At 59.5% G+C, this 17447-nt stretch carries 20 protein-coding genes; 18 read left to right on the plus strand and 2 right to left on the minus strand.

What is annotated here, in order from left to right; translation table 11 throughout:
• Window positions 1-9 precede the first annotated feature (9 nt).
• The 13 genes from flhF (at window position 10) to CKW23_RS00600 (ending at window position 12375) form a co-directional block, all read left to right on the plus strand.
• A complete protein-coding gene (gene flhF, locus CKW23_RS00540) occupies window positions 10-1341 on the plus strand; it encodes a flagellar biosynthesis protein FlhF (protein ID WP_025260878.1) in 1332 nt (443 codons plus the stop codon).
• Window positions 1342-1456: 115 nt separating this feature from the next.
• Entirely contained in the window at window positions 1457-2290 is an 834-nt protein-coding gene (fleN, locus tag CKW23_RS00545) for a flagellar synthesis regulator FleN (protein WP_025260877.1), read from the plus strand.
• Window positions 2287-3027 (plus strand): RNA polymerase sigma factor FliA, encoded by a 741-nt coding sequence (fliA, locus tag CKW23_RS00550; protein WP_025260876.1) that lies wholly within the window; start codon window positions 2287-2289, stop codon window positions 3025-3027. The genes fleN and fliA overlap by 4 nt, the downstream gene beginning before the upstream one ends.
• 257 nt (window positions 3028-3284) lie before the next feature.
• On the plus strand, window positions 3285-3659 hold the full coding sequence (locus CKW23_RS00555) for a chemotaxis response regulator CheY (RefSeq protein ID WP_176767544.1): 375 nt from the start codon (window positions 3285-3287) through the stop codon (window positions 3657-3659).
• Window positions 3660-3678: 19 nt separating this feature from the next.
• Window positions 3679-4464: a protein phosphatase CheZ gene (locus CKW23_RS00560; protein ID WP_025260874.1), complete on the plus strand. Its 786-nt coding sequence runs from the start codon at window positions 3679-3681 to the stop codon at window positions 4462-4464.
• 33 nt (window positions 4465-4497) lie between these two features.
• On the plus strand, window positions 4498-6771 hold the full coding sequence (locus CKW23_RS00565) for a chemotaxis protein CheA (RefSeq protein WP_025260873.1): 2274 nt from the start codon (window positions 4498-4500) through the stop codon (window positions 6769-6771).
• Window positions 6772-6822: 51 nt separating this feature from the next.
• Complete coding sequence (locus tag CKW23_RS00570) at window positions 6823-7989, plus strand: chemotaxis response regulator protein-glutamate methylesterase (protein ID WP_025260872.1); 1167 nt, start codon at window positions 6823-6825, stop codon at window positions 7987-7989.
• A complete protein-coding gene (locus tag CKW23_RS00575; RefSeq protein WP_025260871.1) occupies window positions 7989-8729 on the plus strand; it encodes a flagellar motor protein in 741 nt (246 codons plus the stop codon). Before CKW23_RS00570 ends, CKW23_RS00575 begins: the two co-directional genes overlap by 1 nt.
• 6 nt (window positions 8730-8735) lie before the next feature.
• Window positions 8736-9623 carry a flagellar motor protein MotD gene (gene motD / locus CKW23_RS00580; RefSeq protein ID WP_095066865.1) on the plus strand — a complete coding sequence of 296 codons (888 nt, stop codon included), beginning with the start codon at window positions 8736-8738 and terminating at the stop codon, window positions 9621-9623.
• Window positions 9624-9669: 46 nt separating this feature from the next.
• Entirely contained in the window at window positions 9670-10458 is a 789-nt protein-coding gene (locus tag CKW23_RS00585) for a ParA family protein (protein WP_095066866.1), read from the plus strand.
• A 102-nt stretch (window positions 10459-10560) separates the two neighbouring features.
• The gene (locus CKW23_RS00590; protein ID WP_095066867.1) at window positions 10561-11433 is read left to right on the plus strand and encodes a CheW domain-containing protein; all 873 of its coding nucleotides are present in this window, start codon (window positions 10561-10563) and stop codon (window positions 11431-11433) included.
• Between the two features lie 57 nt (window positions 11434-11490).
• Window positions 11491-11970: a chemotaxis protein CheW gene (locus CKW23_RS00595; protein ID WP_025260867.1), complete on the plus strand. Its 480-nt coding sequence runs from the start codon at window positions 11491-11493 to the stop codon at window positions 11968-11970.
• The gene (locus tag CKW23_RS00600; RefSeq protein WP_025260866.1) at window positions 11971-12375 is read left to right on the plus strand and encodes a DUF2802 domain-containing protein; all 405 of its coding nucleotides are present in this window, start codon (window positions 11971-11973) and stop codon (window positions 12373-12375) included.
• A 142-nt stretch (window positions 12376-12517) separates the two neighbouring features.
• Here the strand turns inward: CKW23_RS00600 and CKW23_RS00605 are convergent, their stop codons facing one another.
• Both CKW23_RS00605 and CKW23_RS00610 read right to left on the minus strand, forming a co-directional pair.
• On the minus strand, window positions 12518-12838 hold the full coding sequence (locus CKW23_RS00605; protein ID WP_025260865.1) for an EscU/YscU/HrcU family type III secretion system export apparatus switch protein: 321 nt from the start codon (window positions 12836-12838) through the stop codon (window positions 12518-12520).
• Window positions 12838-14442, minus strand: coding sequence for a flagellar hook-length control protein FliK (locus tag CKW23_RS00610; protein WP_095066868.1), 1605 nt, complete (start codon window positions 14440-14442; stop codon window positions 12838-12840). The genes CKW23_RS00605 and CKW23_RS00610 overlap by 1 nt, the downstream gene beginning before the upstream one ends.
• Before the next feature lie 188 nt (window positions 14443-14630).
• On the opposite strand from CKW23_RS00610, the gene ccmA reads away from it, so the two are divergent.
• The 5 genes from ccmA to ccmE all read left to right on the plus strand — a co-directional run bounded on the left by ccmA (window position 14631) and on the right by ccmE (window position 17444).
• Window positions 14631-15272 carry a cytochrome c biogenesis heme-transporting ATPase CcmA gene (gene ccmA, locus CKW23_RS00615; RefSeq protein ID WP_177434613.1) on the plus strand — a complete coding sequence of 214 codons (642 nt, stop codon included), beginning with the start codon at window positions 14631-14633 and terminating at the stop codon, window positions 15270-15272.
• Window positions 15269-15940 carry a heme exporter protein CcmB gene (ccmB, locus tag CKW23_RS00620; RefSeq protein WP_025260862.1) on the plus strand — a complete coding sequence of 224 codons (672 nt, stop codon included), beginning with the start codon at window positions 15269-15271 and terminating at the stop codon, window positions 15938-15940. The genes ccmA and ccmB overlap by 4 nt, the downstream gene beginning before the upstream one ends.
• 72 nt (window positions 15941-16012) lie before the next feature.
• Entirely contained in the window at window positions 16013-16807 is a 795-nt protein-coding gene (locus CKW23_RS00625; protein WP_162883696.1) for a heme ABC transporter permease, read from the plus strand.
• Window positions 16804-16980 carry a heme exporter protein CcmD gene (ccmD, locus tag CKW23_RS00630; protein ID WP_025260860.1) on the plus strand — a complete coding sequence of 59 codons (177 nt, stop codon included), beginning with the start codon at window positions 16804-16806 and terminating at the stop codon, window positions 16978-16980. The genes CKW23_RS00625 and ccmD overlap by 4 nt, the downstream gene beginning before the upstream one ends.
• Entirely contained in the window at window positions 16977-17444 is a 468-nt protein-coding gene (gene ccmE, locus CKW23_RS00635) for a cytochrome c maturation protein CcmE (protein WP_025260859.1), read from the plus strand. Before ccmD ends, ccmE begins: the two co-directional genes overlap by 4 nt.
• The last annotated feature ends 3 nt before the right edge of the window (window positions 17445-17447 follow it).

Consider the following 17447-nt stretch of genomic DNA (forward strand, 5'->3'; position numbering starts at 1 on the left):
TAGTGAGTCATGCAAGTTAAGCGTTTTTTCGCCGCCGATATGCGTCAAGCCATGAAACTGGTTCGTGATGAGCTGGGCGCCGAAGCGGCCATCATTGGCAACCGCCGCATCGCCGGTGGCGTCGAGCTGACTGCCGCTCTGGATTACAAGCTGTCCGCACTGGCGCCTCGCGTGCCGAACATGGAGCTTGAGGACGAGCTGCGCAAGACTCAGTCGCGCATCGTTTCCGCTCAGGCCGAACTGGACAATCGCGGTGACAGCGATCCTTCGATCAATCGCCAGTTGTTTTCCGGCATGCCGCTCAGTGGCCTCGATAAACATATCGAGCCGACCCTCGAAGAGCCGCCACGCCCGTTTGCTCATGCACACATACCTGCCGCCGCAGAGCCAGCAGTCGGGCAGCGCGCCTACGACTCCATGCGTCATGAGTTGAATGGCCTGCGCGAGCTGCTGGAAGTCCAGCTTGGTTCCCTGGCCTGGAACCAGCTGCAAGGCAGCCGTCCGCAGCAGGCCAGCCTGTGGCGTCGTCTGCAGCGCGTCGGCTTGTCCGGCCCGCTGTCACGCGACCTGCTGGCGATGATCCCTGAAATCGACGAGCCTCGTCAGGCCTGGCGCATGCTGCTGGCGCACCTGGCGCGCATGATTGCCGTGCCTGATGTCGAGCCTCTCGAAGAGGGTGGCGTGATCGCCATGGTCGGCCCTGCCGGCATGGGCAAGACCACGACCCTCGCCAAGCTGGCAGCCCGTTATGTGCTCAAGTACGGCCCGCAGAACATTGCACTGGTCAGCATGGACAGTTTCCGTATCGGCGCTCAGGAGCAGCTCAAGACTCTGGGCCGTATCCTCAATGTGCCGGTGACCCATGTCGATCCTGGCCAGTCCCTGGCTCAGGCCCTGGACCCGCTGCTACGCAAGCGTGTGGTGCTGATCGATACCGCTGGCCTGCAGGCCAGTGATCCGGCCCTGCGCATGCAGCTCGAAAGTCTGGCAGGTCGCGGCATCCGTGCACGCAACTACCTGGTGCTGGCGACGACCAGCCAGAAGCAGGTACTGACGGCGGCCTATCACAGTTACAAACGTTGCGGTCTGGCAGGTTGCATCCTGACCAAACTTGATGAAACCGCAAGCCTCGGCGAAGTGTTGAGCCTTGCAATCGGCCATGAGTTACCCGTTGCTTACTTGACGGATGGGCCGCGTATTCCTGATGACCTGCATCTGCCGCGCCGTCACCAGTTGGTGAGTCGTGCAGTGAGTGTGCAAATGCAGGATGAGCCGAGCGAGGAAGCGATGGCTGATATGTTTGCCGACCTCTATCACACCCCTGGCAAGAGAGTGGGTTAAGTGATGGGTATTACTGGAATGTCCCTGCATCAATGGTCTGCCAGGCATTGTTCGTTCGCGAACATGCAGCCCGTAATGTGGTTTCGGTCTACGCAAGACAAGGTAAAGAAATAACATGGGCAGCATGCATCCCGTACAGGTTATCGCAGTGACCGGTGGCAAAGGTGGCGTCGGTAAGACTAACGTGTCAGTGAATCTCTCACTGGCTCTGGCCGAGCTCGGTCGGCGCGTCATGCTGCTGGATGCCGACCTTGGCCTGGCCAACGTCGATGTTCTGCTGGGGCTGACACCCAAACGCACGCTGGCGGATGTCATCGAGGGTCGTTGTGACTTGCGCGATGTCCTGTTGCAGGGCCCGGGCGGTGTTCGCATCGTGCCTGCGGCTTCCGGCACCCAGAGCATGGTTCACCTGTCGCCAGCCCAGCATGCCGGTCTGATCCAGGCCTTCAGCGAGATTGGCGACAACCTCGACGTGCTGGTGATCGACACGGCTGCCGGTATCGGCGAATCGGTAGTCAGCTTCGTGCGCGCTGCGCAGGAAGTGCTGCTGGTGGTCTGCGACGAACCCACCTCGATCACTGACGCCTACGCACTTATCAAATTGCTCAACCGCGACTACGGCATGAACCGTTTTCGCGTTCTGGCCAACATGGCCCAGAGCCCTCAGGAAGGGCGCAACCTGTTCGCCAAACTGACGAAAGTGACTGACCGTTTCCTGGATGTGGCCCTGCAGTACGTCGGTGCCGTGCCTTACGACGAATGTGTTCGCAAGGCGGTACAGAAGCAGCGCGCTGTCTACGAGGCGTTTCCACGCTCCAAATGTGCGCTGGCTTTCAAGGCCATTGCCCAGAAGGTTGACACCTGGCCGTTGCCGGCCAACCCGCGTGGTCATCTGGAGTTCTTCGTCGAACGACTTGTCCACCAGACCAGTGCGGGGCCTGTTCAATGACAGCGAGCGGCTTTCAAATGTACAGCAAGGCTTCCAGAAATTCGCAATACGAACTCATCGAGCGTTACGCGCCGCTGGTCAAGCGTATTGCCTACCACTTGCTGGCGCGTCTGCCTGCCAGTGTTCAGGTGGAAGACCTGATCCAGGCCGGCATGATCGGTCTGCTGGAAGTGTCTACCAAATATGACTCCACCAAGGGTGCGAGTTTTGAAACCTATGCCGGTATCCGTATTCGTGGCGCCATGCTCGATGAAGTGCGCAAGGGTGACTGGGCTCCACGCTCGGTACACCGTAATACGCGCATGGTCAGTGACGCAATTCGCGCAATTGAAGCAAAAACCGGTCGTGACGCTAAAGATCACGAGGTTGCTGCCGAACTCCAGTTAAGTCTCGATGATTATTATGGGATTTTGAATGATACCTTAGGCAGCCGCCTCTTCAGCTTCGACGACCTCTTGCAGGACGGCGATCATGAAGGGCTGCATGAGGATGGTGCAAGCGGCTCGCTCGAACCGTCGCGAGACCTGGAAGATGAGCGTTTCCAGGCAGCGCTGGCAGATGCAATTGCCAATTTGCCGGAGCGTGAGCGGCTGGTATTGGCGCTGTACTACGACGAAGAACTGAACCTCAAGGAAATCGGTGAAGTGCTTGGGGTCAGCGAGTCGCGGGTCAGTCAGTTACACAGCCAGTGCGCAGCTCGTTTGCGGGGGCGTTTGGGGGAGTGGCGAGCGCGTTGATGGCAATTTGTGACTTATCCAGGTCACAGGTTGTCGCAAGCCGGCTGTGCAGAGCGTTACGTGGTATCAGGATAGACAGGGCAGGAGCCTGTTCAGACAGAGCCTATGGCCTGCAGGTTCAGGTTGGTGCTCTGTTGTTTTGCCAAGCCCGTCGTCGTTTCGTACAGCCGGGGGTGTGCTGTGCCAGTATTGAGTGAACAGCGTGTTCAGGTGCTGAATGCGTTAAAGACTGCTTGGAGGTCGAATTGGACAAGAACATGAAAATCCTCATCGTTGATGACTTTTCAACGATGCGGCGGATCATAAAAAACCTGTTGCGTGACCTGGGGTTCACCAACACATCCGAAGCGGACGACGGCATCACTGCCTTGCCGATGCTTCAAAGTGGTTCCTTTGACTTTCTGGTGACTGACTGGAACATGCCTGGCATGACCGGTATCGATCTGTTGCGTCAGGTTCGCCTGGATGATCGTCTCAAAAGCCTGCCCGTGCTGATGGTGACTGCTGAAGCCAAGCGTGAGCAGATTATCGAAGCTGCCCAGGCCGGTGTGAACGGTTACGTCGTCAAGCCGTTCACAGCCCAAGTGCTGCAAGAGAAGATCGAAAAGATCTTTGAACGCGTCAACAGCTGATGCATGCCGCGAGGGCGCTATGGACAACAACGATTCACTGGGTGACTTCGAGTCAACCCTGAAGAAACACGCGCAGGAGCTGGTTGCCAGCCTTGAAAAAGGCCGCTTCGGTGATGCCGTGCAATTGATCCATGAGCTCAACCAGGCTCGTGACCGTGGCCTGTATCAGGAAGTCGGCAAGCTGACTCGCGAACTGCATAGTGCGATCGTCAATTTTCATATTGACCCGAACATGCCGCAAGCCGAAGAAGTGTCCCAGATCACTGATGCCGCCGATCGTCTGTCGTATGTTGTGAGACTGACCGAGAATGCGGCCAACCGCACGATGGATCTGGTCGAGCAGAGCACGCCGCTGATGAACGGCTTGAGTGATGATGCCAAGTCGCTGAGCGCTGACTGGGGTCGTTTCATGCGTCGCGAGATCGGCGCTGAAGAGTTTCGCGACCTGGCCAAGCGTGTTGACGGTTTTCTGTCACGTACAGAGACAGAAGCGCATACCGTTGCCAGCCATCTCAATGACATTCTGCTGGCCCAGGATTATCAGGATCTGACCGGTCAGGTGATCAAGCGCGTTACGCAGCTGGTCACTGAAGTCGAAAGCAATCTGCTCAAACTGGTCCTCATGGCCAGTCATGTCGACCGCTTTGCGGGTATCGAACATGACGAAAAAGCGATCCTTGCTGAAAAAGATCCTAAAAAACATATCACGCAGGGTGAAGGTCCGCAGATTCATGCCGATAAACGTGAAGACGTCGTATCCGGACAGGATGATGTAGACGATCTGCTATCGAGCCTTGGCTTCTAGGTCTGTTGACGGTTAATTTTAGGGAGCACCCCAATGAGCTTCGGCGCCGATGAAGAGATCCTTCAGGATTTTCTGGTAGAGGCCGGCGAAATTCTGGAGCAGTTGTCTGAACAGTTGGTCGAGCTGGAAAGCCGACCAGATGATGCGGATCTGCTCAATGCAATTTTTCGCGGTTTTCACACTGTAAAAGGGGGCGCCGGCTTCCTCCAGCTCCATGAGCTGGTGGAGTGCTGCCACATCGCCGAAAACGTGTTCGACATCCTTCGCAAGGGGGAGCGCCGCGTTGACGCCGAATTGATGGACGTGGTCCTTGAAGCTCTGGATACAGTCAACAGCATGTTCGGTCAGGTGCGCGAGCGGACCGACCTTACGCCTGCGACTCCAGAACTGCTGGCTGCGCTGTCGCGTCTTGCCGAGCCCGAGTCGGCTCAGCAGGCTGAGGCCGCTGCACCGCCACCACCTCCTGTTGTCGAGGCGGCTCCTGTAGAGCCCGCTGCAAGCGACGACATCACTGACGCCGAGTTCGAGCATCTGCTCGATACCATGAGCGCGGCCAAGGCCGATGCAGCGCCTGCTGCGGCGGCACAGGCTCCTGCGGCGGCCAGCGATGAAATCACCGATCAGGAATTCGAATCGCTGCTCGACCAGTTGCATGGCAAGGGCCAGTTTGCGCCTGATGCCGTCGCGGCTCCTGCGCCTGCTCCCGTAGCGGCTGCTCCGAGCAGTGGCGCTGCACCTGCCAGCGATGAAATCACTGACGACGAATTTGAAGCCTTGCTCGATCAGTTGCATGGCAAGGGCTCGTTCGATGCCAGTGTCGTTGCAGCTCCGGTTGCAGCAGCGGCTGCCCCGGCACCTGCCAAGGCTGCCGCGCCTGCTGCCAAGGCGGCCAGTGATGAAATCACCGATCACGAGTTCGAGAGCCTGCTGGATGAGCTGCATGGCAAAGGCAAGTTCGAGCCTCAAGCCGTTGCCGCCAATGTGGCAGCAGCTGCGCCTCCACCGCCACCTGCAGCAGTAGCCAAACCGGCTGCCGCTGCGGCACCTGCGGCCAAACCGGCAGCGCCTGCTGCGGCCCCGGCCCCGGCTCGCGCACCTGCTGCTGGCGGCGCGGGTGAAAAGCCTGTGGCCTCTGAAGCGGAAACTACCGTACGGGTCGATACTGCGCGTCTGGACGAGATCATGAACATGGTCGGCGAACTGGTGCTGGTGCGTAACCGTCTGGTTCGCCTGGGTCTCAACAGTGGCGATGAAGCCATGTCCAAGGCCGTATCGAACCTGGATGTGGTCACCGCCGACCTGCAGACCGCGGTGATGAAGACCCGGATGCAGCCGATCAAGAAAGTCTTCGGCCGCTTCCCGCGACTGGTTCGCGACCTGGCGCGTCAGCTCAAGAAGGAAATCAACCTGGAGCTGGTCGGTGAAGAAACCGACCTGGACAAGAACCTCGTAGAGGCGCTTGCCGACCCGTTGGTCCACTTGGTGCGCAACGCGGTAGACCACGGTATCGAAATGCCTGAAGAACGTGAAGCTTCTGGCAAGTCACGTGGCGGGCGAGTGGTTCTTTCCGCCGAGCAGGAGGGTGACCATATCCTGCTGTCGATTTCCGATGACGGCAAAGGCATGGATCCCAACGTTCTGCGTGCTATCGCTGTGAAGCGTGGCGTGATGGACAAGGATGCTGCCGACCGCCTGAGCGATACCGATTGCTACAACCTGATCTTCGCACCGGGCTTCTCGACCAAATCCGAGATTTCCGACATCTCCGGACGCGGCGTGGGCATGGACGTGGTGAAAACCAAGATTGCCCAGCTCAACGGTACGATCAACATCTACTCCACCAAGGGCCAGGGCTCCAAGATTGTCATCAAGGTGCCTCTGACTCTGGCAATCATGCCGACCCTGATGGTCATGTTGGGCAACCAGGCTTTTGCCTTCCCGTTGGTCAACGTGAACGAAATCTTCCATCTGGACCTGTCGACCACCAACGTCGTCGATGGCCAGGAAGTCGTGATCGTTCGTGACAAGGCCCTGCCACTGTTCTATCTCAAGCGCTGGCTGATCAGTTCTGCCGCCCATGAAGAACAGCATGAAGGCCATGTGGTGATCCTTTCGGTGGGTACCCAGCGTATCGGCTTCGTGGTCGATCAGCTGGTCGGTCAGGAAGAAGTGGTTATCAAACCGCTGGGCAAGATGTTGCAAGGCACGCCGGGTATGTCGGGCGCCACCATTACCGGTGACGGTCGCATCGCCTTGATTCTGGATGTACCGAGCATGCTCAAGCGTTACGCCGCACGGCGTATTTGATTCTGGGGTCGCGGGCAGCGCAAGCTGCCTGCTGCGCCTATTGGAGTGTTTATGGCAGTCAAGGTCCTGGTGGTGGATGATTCCGGTTTCTTCCGCCGCCGCGTATCGGAAATTCTTTCTTCGGACCCCAACATCCAGGTCGTCGGTACGGCGACAAATGGCAAGGAAGCCATCGAACAGGCTCTGGCGCTCAAGCCCGATGTGATCACCATGGACTACGAAATGCCGATGATGGATGGCATTACGTCGGTTCGACACATCATGCAGCGCATCCCGACTCCGGTCCTGATGTTCTCTTCACTGACCCATGAAGGTGCCCGCGTTACGCTGGATGCCCTGGACGCCGGTGCAGTGGACTTCCTGCCCAAGAATTTTGAAGACATTTCGCGTAACCCGACGAAGGTCAAGCAACTGCTGTGCGAGAAGATCAACAGCATCGCGCGCAGCAATCGTCGTTTCAGTGGCGTGAGTTCGCCGGCCACTGCATCGGCATCGGCATCGGCTGCGCCAGCACCGGCTCCGGCCTCTGCACCAGCCCGTACGACCGTGCCGCCAGCCCGCACCGTGCCGCCGCGCACGGCGCCCGCGCCAGCAGCCCATGCGCCGGCTCATCACGCACCGGCTCCCCATGCTCACTCGGGCGCGCCCAAGCGCAAGGCCTACAAGCTGGTGGCCATCGGCACGTCTACGGGTGGTCCGGTGGCATTGCAGCGGGTCCTGACCCAGTTGCCTGCCAATTTTCCGGCACCTCTGGTCCTGATCCAGCACATGCCCGCAGCGTTCACCAAGGCATTTGCCGAGCGTCTGGACAAGCTGTGCAAGATCAGCGTCAAGGAAGCGGAGGATGGCGACATCCTGCGTCCGGGTCTGGCGTTGCTGGCACCGGGCGGCAAGCAGATGATGGTGGATGGTCGTGGCGCGGTGAAAATCCTGCCGGGTGACGAGCGCCTCAATTACAAACCCTGTGTGGACATCACCTTCGGTTCGGCTTCCAAGTCCTATGGCGACAAGGTGCTGGCTGTGGTGTTGACCGGCATGGGCGCCGACGGCCGTGAAGGTGCGCGCCTGCTCAAGCAGGGTGGCAGCAGCGTCTGGGCGCAGGACGAGGCGAGCTGTGTGATCTACGGCATGCCGATGGCCATTGTCAAAGCCGATCTGGCGGATGCGATCTACAGCCTTGACGATATCGGTCGGCATCTGGTCGAGGCCTGTATCTGATGGATGTACTGAGCCTTATCGGTCTTATCCTGGCGTTCGTTGCCATTATTGGTGGCAACTTCCTGGAAGGCGGGCACCTGAGTGCTCTGCTCAACGGCCCGGCCGCCTTGATCGTGGTGGGCGGTACGCTGGGCGCTTCGCTGTTGCAGTCGTCGATGGGCGCTTTCAAGCGTGCGATGCAAATCGTTGGCTGGATTCTGTTCCCGCCACGTATCGATCTGGCGGGCGGTGTCGATCGGGTGATTGGCTGGAGCCTGACCGCTCGCAAGGAAGGTCTGCTGGGACTGGAAACGGTTGCCGATACCGAACCCGACAATTATTCCCGCAAGGGTCTGCAGTTGCTGGTGGACGGTGCCGAGCCCGAGGCGATTCGCAGTATTCTGGAAGTGGATCTCATCACTCAGGAAACCCGCGACATCCAGGCGGCCAAGGTATTTGAAAGCATGGGCGGCTATGCGCCGACCGTGGGTATCATCGGTGCGGTCATGGGCCTGATCCATGTGATGGGCAACCTGGCCGATCCAAGCCAGCTGGGCAGCGGGATCGCGGTGGCTTTCGTGGCGACCATTTACGGTGTTGCCATGGCCAACCTGATTCTCTTGCCGGTGGCCAACAAGCTCAAGGCCATTGCTCATCGTCAGGCCCGTTATCGGGAAATGCTGCTCGAAGGTCTGCTTTCCATTGCCGAGGGTGAAAACCCGCGCTCCATCGAACTCAAGCTGCAAGGCTTCATGGAGTAATGCCGCATGGCTCGCCGTCGTCCACCCGAAGAGCACGAGAATCATGAACGTTGGCTGGTTTCCTATGCCGACTTCATTACGCTGCTGTTTGCCTTTTTCGTGGTGATGTACTCGATTTCGTCTATCAACGAAGGCAAGTACAAGATTCTGTCCCAGGCGCTGGTCGGCGTATTCAATGACGCCGAGCGCACCATGAAGCCCATTCCCATCGGCGAGCAGCGCCCGGTGAGCGTCACGCCTGCCCAGCCGTTGATCAAGGAAAGCGAGCAGACCGATGCCGGTATCGGCCAGAAGTCTGACGATCCGCTGCAGACCATCGCCGACAATGTGCGCGATGCCTTTGGTGACCTGATCAAGTCCGACCAGATGACCGTGCGCGGCAACGAACTGTGGATCGAGATCGAACTCAACTCCAGCCTGTTGTTCGGCAGTGGCGATGCGATGCCCAGCGACAAGGCGTTCACCATCATCGAAAAGGTGGCCGGGATCGTCAAACGCTTCGACAACCCGATCCATGTGGAAGGTTTCACCGACGACCAGCCGATCAGTACCGCTCAATACCCCACCAACTGGGAACTGTCGTCGGCCCGGTCCGCGAGCATCGTGCGTATGCTGGCCATGGACGGTGTCAACCCTGCCAGACTGGCTTCGGTGGGCTATGGCGAGTTCCAGCCGATTGCAACCAATACCACGACGGCGGGGCGTGCAAAGAACCGTCGCGTGGTGCTGGTCATCTCGCGTAACCTCGATGTTCGGCGTAGTTTGACCAGCACCGGCACGGCCAATGCACAACCTGATGCAGCTTTGAGGCGTGCTGGCACACAAACTGCACCTGTGCCAGCAAAGCCGCCGGTACGAGCGAACTCCGTCAATTCTCCGTCACCCGCCCTCTAGCAGTCGTTATCGATATGGTCGTCGTTGTGCGGAAGGAAAAACATCAATGAGAGTCTGGGCAGTAGCCAATCAGAAAGGTGGAGTCGGCAAGACCACTACGACCATTGCCCTGGCCGGATTACTGGCTGACGCGGGCAAGCGCGTGGTCGTGGTCGATCTTGACCCCCACGGCTCCATGACCAGCTACTTCGGGCATAACCCCGACGAGCTTGAACACAGTGTCTTCGATCTGTTCCTGCACAAAGGCGCGGTCCCTGACGGGTTGCCCGGCCAGCTGTTGCTGCCGACCAGCGATGAACGTATTTCCCTGCTGCCTTCGAGCACGGCCCTGGCTACCCTTGAGCGCCAGTCTCCGGGGCAGAGCGGTCTGGGCCTGGTCATCGCCAAGAGCCTTGCGCAGTTGTGGCAGGATTTTGACTATGCCCTGATCGACAGTCCGCCCTTGCTGGGCGTCCTGATGGTCAACGCCCTGGCTGCGAGTCAGCAGCTGGCGATTCCGGTACAGACCGAGTTCCTGGCCGTCAAAGGCCTGGAGCGCATGGTCAATACCCTGGCGATGATCAATCGTTCTCGCAAGACACCGTTGCCATACACCATCGTGCCGACCCTGTTCGACCGTCGGACCCAGGCTTCCATGGGCACGCTCAAGCTGTTGCGCGACAGTTTTCCCGATCATGTCTGGAAAGCCTACGTGCCTGTTGATACTCGTCTGCGCGATGCCAGCCGTGCCGGCATCACGCCGTCCCAGAACGACGGCAAGAGCCGCGGGGTCATGGCTTACCGGGCACTGCTTAAACACATGCTCTCTGAGCAGCTTACGGCTCAGGTGGCTTGACGTGCGTCCTTACTCTTTCTGTGCAGCCCGCTCAAGTCAGGCCTCCATGCGGCCGATAAGCTTATCAGGTGGCACTCGCACCATTTTTTGTTGGGCCCCGGTATGAACCGCCCTTTAGAAGTTGCTACACGGCCAAAGCTGGCATTGCAGTCGTATCTCGACTCCTTGCTTCAGGAGGCCACCGAAGAACTGGAAGAACCGTCGGATACCATTGATGAGTTCCAGGCTGCGGTGCTCGAAGAGCAGGCCCTCGATGCGCGCAGGCAGCAGGTCAAACCCGTTGCAGTGGCCGTTGCGGCACCCGCTCCGGTGGCGGTACCCGTTGCAGTAGCAGCGCCGGTTGTTGTGCCGGTGGTGACGCCTGTCGAGGTCCCTGTAGAGGTGCCGGCGCCGGTGGTCGTTGCCGACGTTGCAGTGCCGAAAGTGGAAGTGGTCGAGCCTGTCGTCCAGTTGAGCACCATGGGTGAACAACGCACGCCGACTCCACCGCCGAACCGGGAAGGGCGTCCGGCCTGGGCCGACGAGCCTTTCGAGTGTCTGTTGTTTGATGTCGCGGGTCTGACGCTGGCCGTACCGCTGATATGCCTGGGGTCGATCTACCCTCTGGCAGGCCAGGAATTGACACCCCTGTTCGGGCAGCCGGACTGGTTTCTCGGGATCCTGCCCAGCCAGGCAGGCAACCTGAAAGTATTGGATACAGCGCGCTGGATCATGCCTGATCGCTACCGCGACGATTTTCGCCAGGGATTGCAGTACGTGATCTCGGTTCAAGGCTACGAGTGGGGGCTGGCAGTGCATCAGGTCAGCCGTTCATTGCGCCTCGATCCTGCCGAGATCAAATGGCGAGGCCATCGTGGCCAGCGTCCATGGCTGGCGGGAACAGTGATCGAGCATATGTGCGCGTTGGTGGATGTTGCAGAGTTGGCCGAGTTGATAGCCAGTGGCGCGGTCAAGCAGTTGAACAAATCGAGATAATCATGGGTTGGCGCCAGAGGCGTTGCCCGCAGAGTACACACGTGAGGGGTTAGCGGTATGAATAAGACGTCTGCACAAGGTTCCGAAGATCCTATCCTGCAGTGGGTGACTTTCCGCCTGGACAATGAGTCGTACGGCATCAACGTGATGCAGGTTCAGGAAGTGCTGCGTTACACCGAAATCGCTCCTGTGCCGGGTGCGCCAAGCTATGTGCTGGGCATCATCAACCTGCGCGGTAACGTCGTGACCGTGATCGACACCCGTCAGCGCTTCGGCCTGGCTCCGGTGGAAGTCAGCGACAACACCCGTATCGTGATCATCGAAGCTGACAAGCAGGTCGTCGGTATTCTGGTCGACAGCGTGGCGGAAGTGGTTTACCTGCGTCAGTCCGAAGTCGAAACCGCGCCGAACGTGGGCAACGACGAAACCGCCAAGTTCATTCAGGGCGTCTGCAACAAGAACGGCGAGCTGCTGATTCTGGTCGAGCTGGACAAGATGATGTCCGAAGAAGAGTGGTCCGAGCTGGAGAACATCTGATTGATTCTTGAGGCGGCAGTTGTCTTCCTGGGCATTCTCTGGGTCGTGACCCTGGGAATGTTCCTGGCTCATACCAAACGTCAGCGGGTTCTTGACGCTGAGCGTGATGAGGCCAGTGCCTTGCGGGACCAGCGGATCCGGGAGTTGGCCAAGCGTGTGGACACCTTCCAGAACGGCACGGTGCGCATGGGGGAAGACCTGCATGAGTTGCGTGCGATGGTTGCACCGCTGCCTGACAAGCTCACGGCCCTTGAACAGCGCGATCCCTCCACGCTGTCCTTCGCCCAGGCCGCACGCCTGGTCGGCATGGGAGCAAGTGTCGATGAGCTGACTCAATCCTGCGGCCTGACCCAGGCCGAAGCGCAATTGATGAGCAAGCTGCATCGCAATACTGCGGATCAGTAACAGCTTTCAATCCCCGTCGCGGATAAATCCACTCCCACAGGCTAGCGTTGTGGGAGTGGATTTATCCGCGATGAGGCCGGTACATCCGGCGCAAGCGTCTTCATGGTTCCTTCGCGAATGAATTCGCTCACGGGGGGCGTGTTTACCGAGGCGTGATATCCCGCTCGATCGGCGGTGCATTCGGGTCCTGGCCTGCCGGGAACTTGCCTTTGAGGTGCCAGGCAAACGCGATGATTTCGGCGATGGTCAGGTACAGCGGCTCGGGGATGCTGTCGCCCAGTTCCAGGCGCGCCAGCAATTTGACCAGCTCGGCATTTTCGTAGATCGGGACTTCATGCTCCCGGGCAATCGCCAGAATCGCTTCCGCCAGTTGATCGTCGCCTTTGGCGCTCAGTGTCGGGGCCTTTTGGCCGTCGTAGGTCAGGGCGATGGCCTGACGAGGCATGTGGTCAGGTAGGCTCATCAGGCGTTCTCGTCGATCCAGCGTTGTTCAAGAGTGGTGCGCGGGCCTTGGGGTGGGGCTCCGTGGCTGCAAGCCAGTTCGCCTACTGCCAGACCACAGGCGATCAGCCGTTCACGCAGATAACCCAGTTCCTGGCCGATCAAGGCTGCACTGTTGGGGCGTTCGGCCCAGAGATGGCTGGACAGCGTGCCACTGATCAACTGCGCACTGACCTGCAAAGGCCCCAACGGCTCCAGATCGAACGCCAGCTCTATGCGCCAGAGCTTTTCCCGAGGCCCTTTGACTTCGTTGCTGTCCTGGTCCTCGGCGGTTTCCTGTTCCGGTGCGTCCTCACGCTGCATCTTGACCTGCAAAGGCACGATGTCATGGGCGTTGCGCATCGGCACTTCCATCTGCCAGGTGGTGACCTGCGTGCCGTCGGCATTGGTACGGGTCTGCTCCAGGCCGCCCAGTTGATGGCTTTGCAGGCGCGACACTGCCGCCGCTGCAAGTTTGAGGAGTATTTCCAGATCCTCTTCCTTGTCACCACCGCTTACATCGCGCGAGGGCAGGGGGAAGCTGGTCGGTTGCGGGCGCGGTGCTACCAGGCCCAGCGTGCCCAGGGCGTTGCGGATCGTGCTGGGGATGACTCGCGTCAGCATGTTGGAGGCAGCCGCCGCATTGTAAGAGGCGTTACCCGGCAGTTCGGGCAATATCTGGGCGATCAGGCGCATCAGGTTGGCCTTCATGTCCGGTGCCTGCATCGGGTTCAGGCCCGCCAGCAACTTGGCCTCCATGAACATGCCGCTGGCATTGAGTGCCTGGGCTACATTCCCCGATGTTCTCATCTGCTCGATATCGGGAATGCCGGCCAGCAACTGGTTGATACTGGCCTGCAATGGCGCGGGAATCGCTGTATTGCCGCGCGGCAGGTTTTGCAGAGCCGCAATCAGGTTTTCCAGCGAGCCCTGACGATTCTGTTGAGTGGCCAGTTGCTGCGCGACCGCCAGTTGATCGAGACGGCCGGGCAGGGGGACGAAGTTCAAGGACTGGTTGCCCTGCACCTGGGCGCTGAGCAGGCTGCCGACGGTCAATGGCTGCGGGCTCTCGATGGTCAGGCTGGCACCCGCCTGAGCGGTATTGAGCAGCATCACGATCGAGCGATAGACCTGCGGGTTGCCTGCGCCTGCCAAGGCTTGCCCCGCCAACTGGCTGACGACCTGGCTGGTCATGACCTTGCCTTGCAGCAGAGTCCCCACAGGTAACTGTTTAAGATCTATGCTGGTTTGCGAGTTTTTCAACGCATTGTTGATCTGCTGCAAGGTCAGCGTCAGTTCATTGGGCGAAGCTTGGGCTACTTGCAGGGTGGTGCCCGGTGTGAAGGGCAGGTTGCTGTTGACCGGCAGGTTGGTCTGACTGCCATTGCTGAGCATCAGCCTGAGCAGTAACTGGAATTGCTGGTTGACCTGTTTGAGGGTCAGCACCTCGGCTTCGGCGGTTTCACCTTCGGGCACGAGGTTTTCTGCCGCATTGAGCAACGTCAGGACCTGCGCCTGGGTAATTCCCGCCTTCAACAGAGCTGTAGCAGGTGTAGCGGCAGGAACGCTGGTGATATCGCCCGTCATTGAATCTCGACCTTGGAAGTTGCCCTCTTGGTATCAGGACACACATGTATAATGCCGGCCACGCATGGCCCGGAAATAAAGTTGCACCAATGTAACGGCCGTTTCAATGCCGACTTGAACCCTCTCTTTCTCTGTCCGTGCCCTGTACGTTGTCCCTCGACGTGCCAATGCCATGCTGGAAGGCCTCGATGACCCTGGCGACACCTCTTCTGGAAGCGACAAGCCTGTCCTGCGAACGTGACTGGCGCATGCTGTTCGAGAACCTTGAATTGCGCCTCGAAACGGGCGACATGGTGCAGATCAGCGGCCCCAATGGGAGTGGCAAGACCAGCCTCCTCAGGTTGTTGTCCGGCTTGATGCAGCCTACAACCGGAGAAGTCCGCCTCAATGGCCAGCCCCTCGAAGGCCAGCGTGCGGAGCTTGCCCGCAACCTGCTGTGGATCGGCCATGCCGCCGGGATCAAGGATTTGCTGACTCCGGCAGAAAACCTCAGCTGGCTCTGTGCCCTGCATCAGCCGGTGCAGGCGCCTGATATCTGGCAGGCGCTCGGTGCCGTGGGTTTGCAGGGTTTCGAGGACGTGCCGTGCCATACCCTCTCCGCCGGTCAGCAGCGTCGAGTTGCACTGGCGCGTCTGTATCTGGCGGCGCCGCCGATCTGGATTCTCGACGAGCCTTTCACCGCCCTGGACAAACAGGGTGTCGCGCAACTGGAAAACCATCTGGCCCAACACTGTGAACAAGGCGGAATGATCGTCATGACCACCCATCACACACTGACCCGCATTCCGGCGGGTTATCGGGATATTGATCTGGGACAGTGGTCGGTATGAGCAATGTCTTTACCCTTCTGCTCGCCCGTGAGGCGCGTCTGCTTGTGCGTCGCCCGGCGGAGCTGCTCAACCCACTGGTTTTTTTCGCTATCGTGATTGCATTGTTCCCACTGGCGGTCGGCCCGCAGACTCAATTGTTGCAAACCTTGTCGCCAGGGCTGCTCTGGGTCGCGGCGCTTTTATCGGTCCTGCTCTCGCTGGACGGCCTGTTCCGCAGTGATTTCGAGGACGGATCACTGGAGCAATGGGTCCTTTCGCCACACCCTCTGGCGCTTCTTGTTCTGGCCAAAGTGCTGGCACACTGGGTTTTTTCCGGGCTGGCACTGGTATTGTTGGCGCCGTTGCTGGCGCTCATGCTCGGCCTGCCCACCCAATGCTTGCCGGTTCTGCTGTTTTCCCTGCTACTGGGAACGCCAGTGCTGAGTTTGCTGGGGGCAGTCGGAGCCGCACTGACAGTCGGTTTGAAGCGGGGTGGCCTGTTGCTCGCCTTGTTGATCCTGCCGCTGTATATCCCGGTACTGATCCTGGGCAGTGGCGCATTGCAAGCCGCACTGCAAGGCATGCCGGCAACCGGTTATCTACTCTGGCTTGGTAGCCTGACCGCTTTGGCTGTAACCCTGACACCCTTTGCAATAGCCGCCGGCCTGAAGATCAGCGTCGGCGAATAATTGAGGTTCTGAGGCTGGCAAATGCCGGCCATCAGTAAAAACCCGGGATACACCGTGATGAAAAGCAGCGTGATGAAAAACAGCATCAGTTGGGCCTGGTTCCACAAGCTCGGTTCGCCGAAGTGGTTTTATGGCATCAGTGGGCGCATGTTGCCCTGGCTCAGCATTGCCGCCGTGCTGCTGATCGGCACCGGCACGGTCTGGGGCCTGGCCTTTGCGCCGCCTGACTACCAGCAGGGCAACAGCTTTCGCATCATCTACATCCACGTTCCCTCTGCCATGCTGGCCCAGTCCTGTTACGTGATGCTGGCAGTCTGTGGCGTGGTCGGTCTGGTCTGGAAGATGAAGCTGGCCGATGTCGCATTGCAGAGCGCGGCGCCCATCGGCGCCTGGATGACGGCCGTGGCGCTGGTCACCGGAGCCATCTGGGGCAAGCCGACCTGGGGTTCATGGTGGGTGTGGGATGCACGCCTGACGTCCATGCTGATTCTGCTGTTCCTGTACTTCGGGCTGATCGCTCTGGGCAACGCCATCACCAACCGCGACAGTGCCGCCAAAGCCTGTGCGGTGCTCGCCATCGTCGGGGTCGTGAACATTCCGATCATCAAGTACTCGGTGGAGTGGTGGAATACCCTGCATCAGGGCGCGACTTTCACCCTGACGGAAAAACCGGCAATGCCCGCTGAAATGTGGCTGCCGCTGCTGTTCACGACATTGGGCTTCTACTGCTTCTTCGGTGCGGTCCTGCTGGTGCGCATGCGCCTTGAAGTGCTCAAGCGCGAGTCGCGGACCAGTTGGGTGAAAGCCGAAATCCTCAACAGCCTGGGTCAGAGTCCGACCTCTTCAAACAGCGGAGGCGCACAGTGAGTTTCGAGTCATTCGCTGATTTTCTGGCCATGGGCCGTCATGGCCTGTTCGTCTGGTCGGCTTACGGGATCTGCCTGTTCGTGCTGATTCTCAACGTGGCGCTGCCATTACTGGCGCGTCGGCGCTACCTGCAACAAGAGGCGCGTCGTCTGCGCTGGGAGAGCAAGAAGTGAACCCGCTGCGCAAAAAGCGTCTGTTGATCATCCTCGCGATACTGGCCGGAGTCGGGATTACCCTGGCCCTGGCGCTCAGTGCCCTGAAGGAAAACATCAACCTGTTTTACACCCCGACCCAGATCGCCAACGGCGAAGCGCCGCTGGACACGCGCATCCGGGCAGGCGGAATGGTGGAGAAGGGCTCGCTGCAACGTTCGGCCGATTCGCTGGATGTGCGCTTTGTGGTCACCGATTTCAGCAAGTCGGTGACCATCACCTACCGCGGTATCCTGCCGGATCTGTTCCGTGAAGGGCAGGGCATTGTCGCGCTGGGCAAACTCAACGCCGAGGGCGTGGTCGTGGCTGATGAAGTGCTGGCCAAGCATGACGAGAAGTACATGCCGCCCGAAGTGACCAAGGCGTTGCAGGAAAGCGGTCAGTCCGCTCCGGCTCCATCCCCCACACCATCGAAGCAGGGTTGAGCC

Source organism: Pseudomonas sp. Irchel 3A18 (genome assembly GCF_900187465.1).
Classification (GTDB): Bacteria; Pseudomonadota; Gammaproteobacteria; order Pseudomonadales; family Pseudomonadaceae; genus Aquipseudomonas; species Aquipseudomonas cichorii.

Coding starts and splice junctions, on each gene's coding strand:
- flhF (WP_025260878.1), top strand. CDS start 10: ATGCAAGTTAAGCGTTTTTTCGCCGCCGATATGCGTCAAGCCATGAAA.
- fleN (WP_025260877.1), top strand. CDS start 1,457: ATGGGCAGCATGCATCCCGTACAGGTTATCGCAGTGACCGGTGGCAAA.
- fliA (WP_025260876.1), top strand. CDS start 2,287: ATGACAGCGAGCGGCTTTCAAATGTACAGCAAGGCTTCCAGAAATTCG.
- CKW23_RS00555 (WP_176767544.1), top strand. CDS start 3,285: ATGAAAATCCTCATCGTTGATGACTTTTCAACGATGCGGCGGATCATA.
- CKW23_RS00560 (WP_025260874.1), top strand. CDS start 3,679: ATGGACAACAACGATTCACTGGGTGACTTCGAGTCAACCCTGAAGAAA.
- CKW23_RS00565 (WP_025260873.1), top strand. CDS start 4,498: ATGAGCTTCGGCGCCGATGAAGAGATCCTTCAGGATTTTCTGGTAGAG.
- CKW23_RS00570 (WP_025260872.1), top strand. CDS start 6,823: ATGGCAGTCAAGGTCCTGGTGGTGGATGATTCCGGTTTCTTCCGCCGC.
- CKW23_RS00575 (WP_025260871.1), top strand. CDS start 7,989: ATGGATGTACTGAGCCTTATCGGTCTTATCCTGGCGTTCGTTGCCATT.
- motD (WP_095066865.1), top strand. CDS start 8,736: ATGGCTCGCCGTCGTCCACCCGAAGAGCACGAGAATCATGAACGTTGG.
- CKW23_RS00585 (WP_095066866.1), top strand. CDS start 9,670: ATGAGAGTCTGGGCAGTAGCCAATCAGAAAGGTGGAGTCGGCAAGACC.
- CKW23_RS00590 (WP_095066867.1), top strand. CDS start 10,561: ATGAACCGCCCTTTAGAAGTTGCTACACGGCCAAAGCTGGCATTGCAG.
- CKW23_RS00595 (WP_025260867.1), top strand. CDS start 11,491: ATGAATAAGACGTCTGCACAAGGTTCCGAAGATCCTATCCTGCAGTGG.
- CKW23_RS00605 (WP_025260865.1), bottom strand. CDS start 12,838: ATGAGCCTACCTGACCACATGCCTCGTCAGGCCATCGCCCTGACCTAC.
- CKW23_RS00610 (WP_095066868.1), bottom strand. CDS start 14,442: ATGACGGGCGATATCACCAGCGTTCCTGCCGCTACACCTGCTACAGCT.
- ccmA (WP_177434613.1), top strand. CDS start 14,631: ATGACCCTGGCGACACCTCTTCTGGAAGCGACAAGCCTGTCCTGCGAA.
- ccmB (WP_025260862.1), top strand. CDS start 15,269: ATGAGCAATGTCTTTACCCTTCTGCTCGCCCGTGAGGCGCGTCTGCTT.
- CKW23_RS00625 (WP_162883696.1), top strand. CDS start 16,013: ATGAAAAACAGCATCAGTTGGGCCTGGTTCCACAAGCTCGGTTCGCCG.